This window comes from Mycobacterium sp. NGS56, from assembly GCF_059812425.1.
Window position 1 is genome coordinate 21240 of record NZ_JCALCQ010000014.1, and the last position, 13842, is coordinate 35081.

Here is a 13842-nt window from a genome sequence, read left to right on the forward strand (position 1 = left end):
CATCGGGACTAGCCGCCCAGTGCCGCCGCGATGTCGGCGGCCAGCGACGGTCCGGTCGCCAGTTCGCGGGTTTGGCCGCCGAAGCGATTGCGCAGCTCCACCACGCCGTCCGCCCAGCCCCGCCCCACCACGACGATCCACGGCACGCCGAGCAGTTCCGCGTCCTTGAACTTCACGCCGGGTGAGGCTTGGCGATCATCGAGCAGCACTTCGATGCCCAACCCGTCCAACTCGGCGGCGAGATTACCGGCACCCGTACGGGCTTCCGCGTCTTTGTTGGCGATCACCAGATGAACGTCGAACGGTGCGACGGCCGACGGCCAGCGCAAACCCAGTTCGTCGTGGTGCTGCTCGGCGATGACGGCCACCATCCGCGACACCCCCAGGCCATAGGAGCCCATGGTCAGGCGGACCGGCTTGCCGTCCTCACCGAGCACATCGACGGTGAAGGCGTCGGTGTATTTACGGCCGAGCTGAAAGATGTGGGCGACCTCGATACCGCGCGCCGAGACCAGCGGGCCCGCGCCATCCGGCGACGGGTCACCGTCGCGCACCTCGGCGGCCTCGATGGTGCCGTCGGCGGTGAAGTCCCGGCCAGCCACCAATCCGACGACGTGCCGCCCGGTTTCGTCGGCCCCGGTGATCCAGCTGGTGCCCTCCACCACCCGCGGATCGACCAGGTAGCGAACGCCGTTGCTTTGCAACGCTTTCGGCCCGATGTACCCCTTCACCAGAAAGGGGTACTTGGCGAAGTCGGCATCGTCGAGCAGCGTGTATTCGGCCGGTTCCAGCGCCGCGCTCAGCCGTTTGTCGTCGATCTCACGGTCCCCCGGCACCCCAATGGCCAGCAACTCCCACTCCCCGCCGGGCTGGCGGACCTTGAGCAGGACGTTCTTCAGCGTGTCGGACGCGGTGACGGTGCGCCCCAAGTCCGCCTGGTTGGCCCAGTCCACCAGGGTGGCGATGGTCGGGGTGTCGCCGGTGTTGTGCACAACCGGCTCGGGCAGCCCATCGATGGGCTGAGCTTCCGGGCGGGCGGTGACGACGGCCTCGACGTTGGCCGCATACCCGGACTCCAGGCACCGCACGAACGTGTCTTCACCGACCGCGCTTTCGGCCAGAAACTCCTCCGATGCGCTGCCGCCCATGGCGCCCGACACGGCGGACACGATGACGTAGCGGACCTGCAGGCGCGAGAAGATCCGCTGATAGGCCTCGCGGTGCGCGTGGTAGCTGGCCTTGAGGCCGGCGTCGTCGATGTCGAACGAGTAGGAGTCCTTCATCAGGAACTCACGGACCCGCAGGATGCCGGCCCGCGGCCGCGCTTCGTCACGATATTTGTTCTGGATCTGATACAGCAGGACAGGAAAGTCTTTGTAGGAGCTGTATTCACCCTTGACGGTCAGGGCGAACAGCTCTTCGTGGGTGGGGCCCAGCAGGTAGTCATTGCCGCGACGGTCTTGCAGCCGGAACACAGAGTCGCCATATTCGGTCCACCGGTTCGTCGTCTCATAGGGTGCGCGCGGCAACAGGGCGGGAAACAAAATCTCTTGTCCGCCAATGGCGTCCATCTCCTCGCGGACGATGCGCTCGATCCGGCGCAGCACCCGCAATCCCAGCGGCAGCCAGCTGTACAGCCCCGGCGCGACGGGCCTTATGTAACCTGCCCGGATCAAAAGCTTGTGGCTGGCGACTTCGGCGTCGGCGGGATCGTCGCGCAAGGTGCGCAAAAACAACTGGGACATCCGGGTGATCACAGCGGGCCAGCCTAGCGTGCTGCGAAGAGGGTCCGTGCGGGGTGAGCTAGAGCTCCCCGGCGTCCATCGCGTCCTTGACCTCCTGCGCGTGCGCAACCTGGTCGGGGGTATAGCCGATCAGCAGCGCTGCGCCGCCGACGATTACGGCCACGCCGGCCACCCACAGCAGCCCATAGGTGTAGCCGTGGTCCAGCGCGGACAACTGCGCATCGCTCATGAACTTCACCGGTCCGTTGGTGCCGCCCAGATACAGGGTCCGAGAGGTGATGACGGCCTGGATGACGGCCAGCACCAGCGGGCCGCCCAGGCTCTGCAGCATCAGCGTCACCGCCGATACCGGACCGATCTGATCGAAGCCCACGCCGGCGATGGCCGACAGCGTCAGCGGGACGACGGCCATACCGATGCCGATCCCGCCGACCACGATGGGCAGCACCAGGTTGGGGAAGTACGCGACACCGCGGTGCATGAATGCCCAGCCGTACAGCATCGCCCAGAACAGCAGGATCCCGCCCCCGATGGTCAGCACCCGCGGCGAGAACCGCGACACCAGCTGCGAGGAAACGCCGAGGCCGATTCCCATTGCGATGACGAACGGGATGAAGCCAACGCCGGCGCGCAGCGCGCTGTAACCGAGGATGTCTTGTACGTACAGACCGATGCACACGGTCAGGCTGAACATGAGCCCGCCGGCCAGGAAGATGGCGGTGAAGGTGACCGACCGGTTGCGGTCACGGAACAGGTTGAACGGGACGACGGGGTTTTCGGCCGTGCGCTCGACGATGACGAAGGCGAGGGCGGCACCGAGCGCCACCACGCCAGACCCGATCGTCGTGATCGACACCCAGCCCTTTTCCGGACCCATCGAGAAGGCGAACACGGCCGCGGTGCATGCCAGGGTGGCCAGCACGGCACCGGTGGCGTCGAGCTTCATTCGCTCGCGGTTGGTTTCGCGCAGCGCGGTGCGGGCCAAGTAGATCATCACCAGGCCGATCGGCACATTCACCAGGAACGCCAGCCGCCACGACACTTCGGTGAGGGCGCCGCCGACCACCAGACCCATCACCGACCCGACCGCCGTCATCGCCGCGAACACCGCAGTCGCGAAGTTACGGGCGGGCCCCTTGGGGAAGGTGGTCGCCACCAGCGCCAGACCGGTCGGCGACGCGATGGCCGACCCGATGCCCTGTGACAGCCGCGCGATGACCATGGTCGCCTCGTCCCAGGCGACCGCGCACAGCACAGATGAGATGGTGAAGAGCGCAACACCGACGATGAATGTGCGCTTGCGCCCAATGGTGTCGCCGAGGCGACCGCCCAGCAGCATCAGCCCGCCGAACGTCAGCACGTAGGCGGTAATGACCCAGCTGCGGCCGGCGTCGGAAAGGCTGAGTTCGTTTTGGATCTTGGGCAGCGCGACGATGGCGACGGTGCTGTCCATCGTCGCGAGCAGCTGCATACCGCCGATCGCGATGACCGCCGCGATGAAGCGTCGAGAAGGCAGCCACGCCGGGTAGTACTTGCTGATGCGCTTCAGGGCGGTCTCCGCCGGGGGCTTGGAGGCGGTCTCCGCCGGGAGCGCAGTGCTCGCCGGGGCCGGACGATCGGGGCGCGCCGAGGCCAGTTTCTGCCCTGCGCGCTCTGCATCGTTGAGAGCCGTCATAAAGGGTTACCTTACAGTAATCTTAAGAACCGTTTAAAGCCCGAAGGCCGCCACAGCACCGATCACGATGATCGCGGGAGGTCGGATACCGTCGGCACTCATCTTCTCCGGCGTGTCGACCAGGGTAGCCCGCAAAGTGTGTTGAGCGGCAGTTGTTCCGTGCTGAACCACCAGCACCGGAGTATCCGCAGGTCGTCCGCCTTTGAGCAGGGCGTCGACGAAAAGTTCGATGCGTTCGACCGCCATCAGCAAAACAATCGTGCCTGACATTGCGGCCAGTGCATCCCAATTCACTAACGATTCGGGATGGCCGGGCGGCAGATGGCCGCTGACCACCACGAACTCATGATTTATCGCGCGGTGAGTGACCGGAACGCCCGCCAAAGCGGGCACTCCTATGGCACTTGTCACACCGGGCACCACCGTCACCGAGATTCCGGCCTCGACGCACGCCAGCACTTCTTCATATCCGCGAGCGAACACGAAGGGATCGCCGCCTTTGAGACGCACCACGAAGCTGCCGGCGCGGGCGCGTTCGATCATGACGTCATTAATGGCGTCCTGGGCCATGGCCCGCCCGTATGGGATCTTGGCGGCGTCGATGACTTCGACATGTGGGGGCAGCTCGGCCAGCAGCTCCGGTGGGGCGAGACGGTCGGCGACCACGACGTCGGCCTGGGCCAGCAGCCGCCGGCCGCGCACGGTGATCAGTTCGGGGTCGCCGGGCCCGCCGCCGACGAGCGCGACGCCGCCCTTGACCGCGTCCGAACCCACCGGGCTGTCGGGCGTGATGAGCCCGGTCTGCAACGCCTCGCGGATGGCCGAGCGGATCGCCGCCGACCGGCGGTGGTCGCCGCCGGCCAGTACGCCGACGGACAACCCGGCATAGTCGAAAGACGCTGGGGTCACTGCGGTCCCCTCGACCGCGATATCGGCGCGGACGCAAAAGATGCGGCGGCTTTCGGCCTCGGCGACCACGGCCTCGTTCACTTGTGCGTCGTCGGTGGCCGCGATCGCGTACCAGGCTCCGTCGAGGTCGCCTTCGCGGTATTCGCGTAGTGCCAGGGTGATTCCCGTCATCGCTTCGACCGACCTGGTGGCGCTACGGGAGATGACGTGAACGTCGGCGCCGCTGGCGATGAGCAAGGGCAGCCGCCGCTGGGCAACGGTGCCGCCGCCGACCACGACGACCTTTTTGCCCGCCAGCCGCAGCCCAGCTAGGTAGGCGCTCTCGGTCACCCGGCAAGCCTAGTGGCGATCGCGAGCGCGGCGAAGCCGGGCGCTGCGGGTCGCCACCATCGATCTAGTGGCGCTGGCGTATGCGACGAAGCGCGCCACCGCCTGCGGCGCGGCGGCCGGATGGGTGTGCAGATATGACGCGTGCACTCCGGCGTGCACGACGCCGTCGCGCACCCAACCGCCCGCCCGGTCGCCGTCGTGGACCTGGTACATCCAGGCGGGTTGATAGTCCTCAGTGAATGTGACTGTGGTGCGGTGGAATTCGTGCCCCACCGCACGCTGGCCGGCGGTGTACAACGACGAATCCGCCACGGCGACGGCATCGCGATACGCCAGGGCCAGGTGCGACGTGAATCGCCCCTGCCCCGCCAGCACGCCGCACATCGGATGGCCGTCGAGCTCGGAGACCAGATAGATAAGCCCGGCGCACTCGGCGTGTATCGGCGCACCGGCGGCGGCGAGTTCGTTGATCTGCCGGCGCACGATCTCATTGGCCGACAACTCCGCGGTGAACTGTTCGGGGAAACCGCCGGGCAGCAACACCGCGTCGGTGCCGTCGGGCAACACATCAACGAGCGGATCGAATTCGGTGACCTCGGCGCCCGCGGCCCTCAGCAGCTCCGCGTGTTCGGCGTAGCCGAAACTGAATGCCTTCCCCGACGCCACCGCGACACCGGCACATCCCCCGGGCGTCTCGCCGACCGCCGCCGCGGGATCCCACGGCGGCTGGGCAATTCGGCTGCCGGCGATCGCGGCCAGGGACGGCAAATCGACGTGTCGAGCGACCAAGGCGGTCATCGCATCCACCGCCGATCGCGCGCGCTGGCCGTACTCCACTGCGGTGATCAAGCCCAAATACCTTGTCGGCAGCCCTAATTCGTCCTGTCTCGGGATTGCGCCCAACACCGGAACACCGGCCTGCTCGCAGGCCTGCCGCAGCACCTGCTCATGCCGGGTCGATCCGACCCGGTTCAGGATCACACCGGCGATGCGGGTCGCGGTGTCGTACGTCGAAAAGCCATGCAACAACGCGGCGATGCTCTGGCCTTGGCCGCGCGCATCGACGACCAGGACCACGGGCGCGCCCAGCAGGCCGGCGACGTGGGCCGTCGACCCCGGCGCGGGAGTCGTGGCGGTTTGCCCGATCCGGCCGTCGAACAGTCCCATCACCCCTTCGACCACCGCAATGTCGGCGCCATTTGCACCGTGGGCGTACAGCGGGCCAATCAGGTCCTCGCCCACCAGGATGGGATCGAGGTTGCGGCCGAGCCGGCCGGCGGCCAGACCGTGGTAGCCGGGATCGATGAAGTCCGGGCCGACCTTGAACGGCGCCACGGTGTGGCCCGCGCGCCGCAGAGCTCCCATCAAACCCGTTGCCACCGTAGTCTTTCCGCTACCTGATGCCGGAGCGGCGATGACGACAGCGGGAACACTCACCACTCGATGCCCTTTTGCCCCTTACGCCCGACATCCATCGGATGCTTGACCTTGGCCATCTCGGTCACCAGGTCGGCCGCGTCGATCAGACGCGGCGGCGCGTCGCGTCCCGTGATGACCACGTGCTGATGACCGGGTCGGGAGGTGAGCCGCTGCACCACCTCATCGACGTCCACCCAACCCCACTTGAGCGGATAGGTGAACTCGTCCAGGACGTAGAAGTCGTGTCGCTGATCGGCCAGCCGGCGCGCGATCTCCGTCCATCCATCGGCCGCCGCGGCCGCGTGATCGATGTCGCTGCCCGCCTTGCGCGTCCAGGACCAGCCCGCACCCATCTTGTGCCATTCGACGGGTCCACCGATCTGGTGCTGGTCATGCAACTGGCCCAGCTGGCCGAAAACCGCCTCCTCGCCCACTTTCCACTTAGCGCTTTTGACGAATTGGAACACCGCCACCGACAGCCCGGCATTCCAGGCCCGTAACGCCATTCCGAATGCCGCGGTGGACTTCCCCTTGCCGTCGCCGGTATGGACAGCCAGTACCGGCGTGTGACGGCGCGCCCGCGTAGTCAGGCCGTCATCGGGAACTTGCAGTGGAACGCCCTGTGGCATCAGCGCTTATCCTTTCCGCTCACGCCGCGTCGCGCACCGCGCGCGTCAAGGAATCCGCGTGCAACTGCTCGAGCCGAATGGCCGGCGCGCCGAGTTGGCGGGCCAGTTGCTCGGCCAGGCCCAGCCGCACAAAAGATGTTTCACAGTCGACGACGACGGCGGCGGCACCTTCGGCGACCAACCGTGCCGCCGCGGTACGGCTGCGGCCCAACGGATCCGGGCCGGCCGTGGCGCGGCCGTCGGTCAGCACCACCACTAGCGAGCGCCGGGCTCGGTCACGCGCCTTCTCCCGGACGATGAGTTCACGGGCGGCCAGCAAGCCTTCGGCCAGTGGAGTCTTTCCGCCGGTGTCGAACCGCGCCAGTCGCCGCCCGGCGATGTGCGCCGAGGAGGTCGGCGGCAATAACAGCCGTGCTTGCTGTTCGCGGAAGGTGATCACGGCGACCTTGTCGCGACGCTGATACGCGTCGCGCAGCAGCGACAGCGTGGCGCCGCTTACCGCCGCCATGCGATCGCGCGCGGCCATCGAACCCGATGCGTCAACGACGAAGATCACCAGATTGCCTTCGCGTCCCTCGCGCACGGCGCGCCGCACATCGTCGGGCTGCGGTCGTAGCGGTCCGGCGCCGGCACTTTCGGCGGCCGAGAGCAGGGTGGCGAACAGGTGCAGCCCGTGCCCGGCGCAGCTCGTGTCGTCCGCGTCGGCGGCGGCGATCACGCTGCCGCTCGCGTTTCGGGCCCGTGACCGCCGTCCGGGCGACCCCTCCCCCAGACCCGGAACGCGAAGCGCGCGGGTGCGGAAGGTTCTCGACGGCGGCGCGCTGGGCCGGGTCTTAGGCCGCTGCGCCTTGGCGTTTTCCGGTGAATTGCGTTGCGGAGCATCCTGTTCCGGCTCGGTGCGCTGACCGCCGCCTGGGGGGTCGGGATCGGGGTCCGGATCGGAACCGGCTTGCGCCAGGGCCTCGTCCAGTTGGTCGCGGTCGATGCCCGGGTCGTCGAAGGGATCTCGGCGGCGCCTGTGCGGCAGCGCCAGTTCGGCGGCCACCCGGATGTCCTCTTCCACAACGCTGTCGGCGCCGCGCCAAGCCGCGTGCGCGACGGCGGTGCGAGCGACCACCAGATCGGCGCGCATGCCGTCGACGTCGAACGCCGCACACAACGCCGCGATGCGGCGTAACTCGTTGTCGGGCAAGACCACACGGTCGAGGAGCGCACGTGCCGTAGCGATCCGACGGGCCAGCTCGGCATCGGCGTCGGCATAACGCTCGGCGAAACCGTCCGGGTCGGCCTCGTACGCCATCCGCTGCCGGATGACCTGCACCCGCACCTCGACGTCGCGCGACGCGTGGACGTCGACGGTTAGCCCGAACCGATCCAGCAGCTGCGGACGCAGTTCGCCTTCTTCGGGATTCATGGTGCCGATCAACACGAATCGGGACTCGTGCGAATGCGAGATACCGTCGCGCTCGATGTGCACCCGCCCCATCGCCGCGGCATCGAGCAGCACGTCGACCAGGTGATCGTGCAGCAGGTTGACCTCGTCGACATAGAGTACGCCGCCGTGCGCGCGGGCGAGCAGGCCAGGCGAGAACGCGTGCTCGCCGTCGCGCAGCACCCGCTGCAGGTCCAGCGAGCCGATCACCCGGTCTTCGGTTGCCCCGAGCGGCATTTCGACCAGGCCGGCGTCGCTGCCAGTGGCCTCGGACAGCAACGTCGCCAGGCCACGCACGGCGGTCGACTTGGCGGTGCCCTTCTCGCCGCGGATGAGTGCGCCACCGATCTCCGGGCGCACGGCGCACAGCAGCAGGGCCAGGCGCAGCTGGTCGTGCCCGACGATCGCGCTGAACGGGTAGGGCTTCACGGCGTCTCCGCCATACCCGAACCGGGCCGCAGCATGGGCACGTGCGGAACACCGTCGTCGAGGAAATCGTCTCCGTCGCGGACGAATCCGTGCTGGGCGTACATCTCCGCCAGATAGGTCTGCGCATTGATCCGGCACGGGTAGTCACCCACCTCGGCCAGCGCCGCGCGCAGCAGCCGGGTGGTGTGACCCTGACCGCGCGAATTGCGCTTGGTGCACAACCGCCCGATCCGGAACACCTTTTCTCCCCCGGCATGTTCCTCCATCAGCCGCAGGGTCGAAATCACCTCGCCAGCAGGCGTTTCCAGCCAGAAGTGCCGGGTTTCCGCGAGCAGGTCACGCCCGTCCAGCTCCGGATACGGGATCGCCTGTTCGACAACGAAAACCTCCACCCTGAGCCTGAGTAGCTCGTAGAGTGTCCGGGCGTCAAGGTCTTTGGCCCAAATACGTCGCAGTGCTTCTGTCACTGGCGCCGCTCCTCCTCATCGCTGCGCTCTGCATCGTCGTCAGCGCGTGTCACTGGCGCCGCTCCTCCTCATCGCTGCGCTCTGCATCGTCGTCAGCGCATGTCACTGGCGCCGCTCCTCCTCATCGCTGCGCTCTGCATCGTCGTCAGCGCGTGTCATGGGGCGGCGCCCAACCCCAGCGTCTTCGTTCCCCAGGAGAAAACCTCGTCGTACAGCGCCGGTTCATCCGACAGCGTCGCCCCCAGGGACGGAACCATCTCCTTGAGCGCGGGCAGCCACGAGGCAAAGCGGTTGCCAAAGCAGCGTTCCAGGACGCCGAGCATGATAGGCACCGCCGTCGACGCTCCCGGGGAGCCGCCGAGCAGGCCCGCGATGCTGCCGTCGGCGGCGCCCACCACGGTGGTGTCGAAGTCGAGCACACCGCCCTTGCGCTTGTCCCGCCGGATCACCTGCACGCGCTGGCCGGCCAGCGTCAGCTCCCAATCCGGAGCGACCGCGGTCGGAGCGAATTCGCGCAGCATGCGAAGCCGGCCCGGTTCGGACAGCCGCAGCTGGCCGATCAGGTATCTGAGCAGCGTCAGCTGACTGACGCCGACACCGAGCAGTGAGGCCAGGTTGTCCGGCTTGACCGAGCGCGGGAGATCGGTGAAGTGCCCGTGTTTCAAGAACTTCGGTGACCAGCCGGCGTACGGGCCGAACACCAGCCAAGGCTTGCCGTTGACGTAACGCAGGTCCAGATGCAGCGCCCCTAGCGGGGGGGCACCCGGTGCGGGCACGCCATACACTTTGGCCCGGTGTGCGGCGGTGAGCGCCGCGTTGCCGGCGCGCAGGAACCGACCGCCGATCGGGAATCCCGCGAAACCCCTGACCTCGTCGATGCCGGACTTCTGCAGCAGCGGCAGCGCATCACCGCCGGCCCCGACGAAGACGAATTTAGCGTTCAGGCGGTGCTTTTCGCCGGTGCGCCGGTTGCGGATCGATAGCGTCCACGTGCCGTCGGACTGCCTTGACAGGTTGCGGACCTCGTGGCCGAACAGCGCGGTCGCGCCGCTGCGTACACAGAAACCTACGAGTTGTCGTGACAGGGCGCCGAAGTCGACGTCGGTGCCGTTGGGCGCCCAGTTGAGCGCCGTCGGTTCGGAGAAGTCACGTCCGGCCGCCATGAAGGGTAACCGGCGGGCGAACTCGCCCGGGTCGTCGATCAACTCAGTGCCGGCGAACAGCGGGTTGGGCGCCAATGCCTGCTGTCGGCGCCGCAGATAGTCGACCCGCTGCGCGCCACGCACGAAGCTCGCATGCGGGACTGCGGTGACGAAGCGTCGGTCGGTCAAAATCCCGTTCTCGACGGCGTAGGCCCAGAACTGGCGGGTCACCTGGAATTGCTCGTTGATGCGCACCGCTTTGCTGATGTCGATCGAGCCGTCGGCGCGCTGCGGGGTGTAGTTCAGCTCGCACAGCGCCGAGTGCCCGGTGCCCGCGTTGTTCCACGGGCTACTGCTCTCGGCGGCGACGGCGTCCAGACGCTCCACGAAGGTCATCGACCAATCCGGCTGCAACCGGCGCAGCAAGGCTCCCAGCGTCGCGCTCATGATGCCCGCGCCTACCAGCACGACGTCCGCTGACGTGGCTTTGGCTAGCGATGACACCGGCTTGCTGGTCCTTCCCTCGACTGGGCCGATCCCCAGGCTATCCCGAGGCAACGAGCCGCGAACCACGTGCGCCGCCCCGCACCCAGCAAAAGCTCTAAGCTGGCCTCGTGACTGGCAGGGTGACCGCCGAAGTGACCGGCTGGGTGCCCGATGTCCTCCCCGGTTACCAGCAACGCAACATTGCGCTCGGGGCCGACCCGGCGGGTGAGGGCGACATCGTCGCGACGCTGATACGGCGCGGACCCGAACCGCAGCAGGCGAGCGGCGAAATGGCGCCCGCAACGCACGCGGTGCTCGCGGTGCACGGCTACACCGACTACTTCTTCCATACCGAGCTGGCCGATCACTTCGCGGCTCGCGGCTTCGCCTTCTACGCGCTGGACCTCCACAAGTGCGGGCGATCGCATCGCGACGGGCAGACGCCGCACTTCATCACCGACCTCAAGAATTACGAGACCGAACTCGATCAGGCGCTGGCCGGCATCGCGGAACACCGCCAGGTGCTGCTGTACGCGCATTCCGCGGGCGGGCTCATCGTGCCGCTGTGGCTGGACCGGTTGCGCCGGCGAGACCCTACCGCGCACGCCCGCGTGGGCGGCCTGGTGCTCAACAGCCCGTTCTTGGAGCTGCCAGGGCCGCCCATCCTGCGGCATTCCGTGACGGTGGCGCTGATCGCCGGCCTGTCGCGCGTGCGGTCCAAGGGCGTGGCCCGCTCGCCCGGTGAGGGTGGTTACGGCACCACCTTGCATCGCGCCTATGCCGGCGAATTCGACTACAACCTGCAATGGAAACCCGTGGGCGGGTTCCCCATCACCTTCGGCTGGCTGCACGCCATCCGCCGCGGCCAGGCCCGCCTGCATCGCGGTCTCGACGTCGGCGTGCCAAATCTGATCCTGCGATCGGATCACAGCGTGCACGAGAGCTCCGATCCGGCGTCCATGCAGTGCGGCGACGCGGTTCTCGACGTCACCCAGATCGCCCGCTGGGCGGGCTGCATCGGCAACCGCACCTCCGTCGTCCCGGTGACCGACGCCAAGCACGACGTGTTCTTGTCGTTGCCCGGGCCGCGCGAAGTCGCCTATCGGGAACTGGATCTGTGGCTGGACGGCTACCTGTGCACCAAAGATGATGCCTCGGCGTCGCTGCGAAAGGGGTGACGGCTTGGAGACCTACGACCTCGCGATCATCGGAACCGGTTCGGGCAACAGCATTCTCGATGACCGCTTCGACGAAAAACGAGTGGCGATCTGCGAAGAGGGCACCTTCGGTGGCACTTGTTTGAACGTCGGGTGCATCCCGACCAAGATGTTCGTCTACGCCGCCGAGGTCGCCCAGACGATCCGGGACGCGGCGCGCTTTGGCATCGACGCACACATCGACAGGGTGCGCTGGGACGACATCGTCTCGCGCATTTTCGGGCGCATCGATCCGATAGGAGTCGGCGGTGAGGACTATCGCAGCGCCGCGCCGAACGTCGACGTTTACAAGCAACACACCCGGTTCGGTCGGGTCCAATCCGACGGGCGTTACCTGTTGCGCACCGATGCCGGCGACGAGTTCACGGCCGACCAGGTGGTGATCGCCGCTGGGGCGCGGGCCGTGGTGCCCCCGGCGATCCTCGAGTGCGGCGCCCGGTACCACACCAGCGACACGATCATGCGCATCCCAGAACTGCCAGAGCATCTGGTGATCGTCGGAGGCGGTTTCGTGGCGGCCGAATTCGCCCACATCTTCTCCTCCCTGGGCTCGCGCGTCACCCTGGTGGTCCGGGGCGCCACACTGCTGCGGCATCTCGACGACGTCGTCAGCGAACGTTTCACCCGGATCGCGTCGAGCAAATGGGAATTGCACACCCACCGCAACGTCGTGGGCGCCGAAAATCAAGGTTCGGGCGTCGCGGTGCAACTCGACGACGGGCGCACCGTGCACGCCGATGCGCTGCTGGTGGCGACCGGCCGGGTGCCCAACGCGGATCAACTCGACCTCGAGCAGGCCGGCGTCGCCGTCGAGGACGGCCTGGTGGCCGTCGATCAGTACCAGCGAACCACGGCGCGCGGGGTTTTCGCCCTCGGCGACGTCTCGTCGCCGTATCAGCTCAAGCACGTCGCTAATCACGAAGCGCGCGTCGTGCAGCACAACCTGTTGTGTGACTGGGACGACACCGAGTCGATGGCCGTCACCGACCATCGCTACGTGCCCGCGGCGGTGTTCACCGATCCACAGGTCGCCTCCGTCGGATTGACCGAAAACGAAGCCATCGCAAAGGGGTTCAAAGTTTCGGTGAAGATCCAGGACTACGGCGACGTCGCCTACGGTTGGGCGTCGGAGGACACCACCGGGATCGTCAAGCTCGTCGCCGAGCGCGGCACCGGGAGGCTGCTGGGCGCACACATCATGGGCCATCAGGCCTCATCCATCATCCAGCCGTTGATCCAGGCGATGAGCTTCGGCCTCACCACGCCGGAGATGGCTCGCGGACAGTACTGGATCCATCCGGCGCTGCCCGAAGCGCTGGAGAACGCGCTACTGGGTCTGCGCTGACCTCAGCCCCGGCGCGGCCGGCGGTCGGACTTGTCGTCCTGGCATTGCGGACACAGGCCGTGCAGCGTCAGCCCGGCGGCCTCCGAGAGCGCGAACGAGCTGCCCGCCATCGCGTGTTCGAGCGCCGAACTCAGCTGCCGGGCGGGCACCTCGATGATGGTGCCGCAGTTGGTACACACCGCGTGATGATGCGGCACAGTGGCCAACCCGTAGGTAGTCACACCGCCGTCGAGTGTCAATGCGTGCAGCACACCCTGATCGACGAGGGTGGTCACGGTGCGGTAGACGGTCGCCACGTCGGGTGCGTGGGCCCCGGTAGGCAGGCACTCCCGCAGCCGCCGGTAGATCTCGGCGACCGGGAGGTGACCGTTGACGGGTTCGAGCACCGCCAGCACCTGGATGCGGGAGGCCATTCGCCGCAGCCCCCGGGCGCGCAGAAAATCGCCGATCCTCTCGGTGACCGACGCATCCAGTGCCGACGGCTTGGGCGCCACGCGTTTCAGTGTCGCGCCCAAGCGGTCGGATCGCCAGTGTTCGACGCAATCTAGACTCCGCGGTTCCTGCGACTCGCTTGCATCTGGCAAGCCGTGGAACTTACAGTCGTGCCGGTTGTTCTC

General features: G+C 67.4%; 11 protein-coding genes. 2 read left to right on the forward strand and 9 right to left on the reverse strand.

Features of this window, described 5'->3' with window-relative positions:
• Positions 1-8 precede the first annotated feature (8 nt).
• From AC5Y4F_RS23380 to mqo, 8 genes are all read right to left on the reverse strand, one after another.
• Complete coding sequence (locus tag AC5Y4F_RS23380) at positions 9-1757, reverse strand: proline--tRNA ligase (RefSeq protein WP_067936030.1); 1749 nt, start codon at positions 1755-1757, stop codon at positions 9-11.
• Positions 1758-1803: 46 nt separating this feature from the next.
• A complete protein-coding gene (locus AC5Y4F_RS23385) occupies positions 1804-3420 on the reverse strand; it encodes an MFS transporter (RefSeq protein ID WP_067936036.1) in 1617 nt (538 codons plus the stop codon).
• Between the two features lie 33 nt (positions 3421-3453).
• Positions 3454-4659, reverse strand: a complete 1206-nt coding sequence (gene cobA / locus AC5Y4F_RS23390) for a uroporphyrinogen-III C-methyltransferase (RefSeq protein WP_067936039.1) — start codon at positions 4657-4659, stop codon at positions 3454-3456.
• 9 nt (positions 4660-4668) lie between these two features.
• The gene (locus tag AC5Y4F_RS23395; RefSeq protein WP_499998964.1) at positions 4669-6096 is read right to left on the reverse strand and encodes a cobyrinic acid a,c-diamide synthase CobB; all 1428 of its coding nucleotides are present in this window, start codon (positions 6094-6096) and stop codon (positions 4669-4671) included.
• Complete coding sequence (gene cobO / locus AC5Y4F_RS23400; protein ID WP_067936046.1) at positions 6093-6707, reverse strand: cob(I)yrinic acid a,c-diamide adenosyltransferase; 615 nt, start codon at positions 6705-6707, stop codon at positions 6093-6095. Before cobO ends, AC5Y4F_RS23395 begins: the two co-directional genes overlap by 4 nt.
• A 19-nt stretch (positions 6708-6726) precedes the next feature.
• A complete protein-coding gene (locus AC5Y4F_RS23405; RefSeq protein WP_499998966.1) occupies positions 6727-8568 on the reverse strand; it encodes a magnesium chelatase subunit D family protein in 1842 nt (613 codons plus the stop codon).
• The gene (locus AC5Y4F_RS23410) at positions 8565-9035 is read right to left on the reverse strand and encodes a GNAT family N-acetyltransferase (RefSeq protein WP_067936052.1); all 471 of its coding nucleotides are present in this window, start codon (positions 9033-9035) and stop codon (positions 8565-8567) included. The genes AC5Y4F_RS23405 and AC5Y4F_RS23410 overlap by 4 nt, the downstream gene beginning before the upstream one ends.
• 155 nt (positions 9036-9190) lie before the next feature.
• Positions 9191-10681 (reverse strand): malate dehydrogenase (quinone), encoded by a 1491-nt coding sequence (gene mqo, locus AC5Y4F_RS23415; protein WP_499998969.1) that lies wholly within the window; start codon positions 10679-10681, stop codon positions 9191-9193.
• Between the two features lie 146 nt (positions 10682-10827).
• Between mqo and AC5Y4F_RS23420 the strand changes: the two genes are divergently transcribed.
• Both AC5Y4F_RS23420 and mtr read left to right on the forward strand, forming a co-directional pair.
• A complete protein-coding gene (locus AC5Y4F_RS23420; protein WP_499999049.1) occupies positions 10828-11841 on the forward strand; it encodes an alpha/beta hydrolase in 1014 nt (337 codons plus the stop codon).
• Positions 11842-11845: 4 nt separating this feature from the next.
• Positions 11846-13225: a mycothione reductase gene (mtr, locus tag AC5Y4F_RS23425; RefSeq protein WP_067936057.1), complete on the forward strand. Its 1380-nt coding sequence runs from the start codon at positions 11846-11848 to the stop codon at positions 13223-13225.
• 2 nt (positions 13226-13227) lie between these two features.
• Here the strand turns inward: mtr and AC5Y4F_RS23430 are convergent, their stop codons facing one another.
• On the reverse strand, positions 13228-13719 hold the full coding sequence (locus tag AC5Y4F_RS23430) for a Fur family transcriptional regulator (protein WP_499998971.1): 492 nt from the start codon (positions 13717-13719) through the stop codon (positions 13228-13230).
• Positions 13720-13842: the final 123 nt, after the last annotated feature.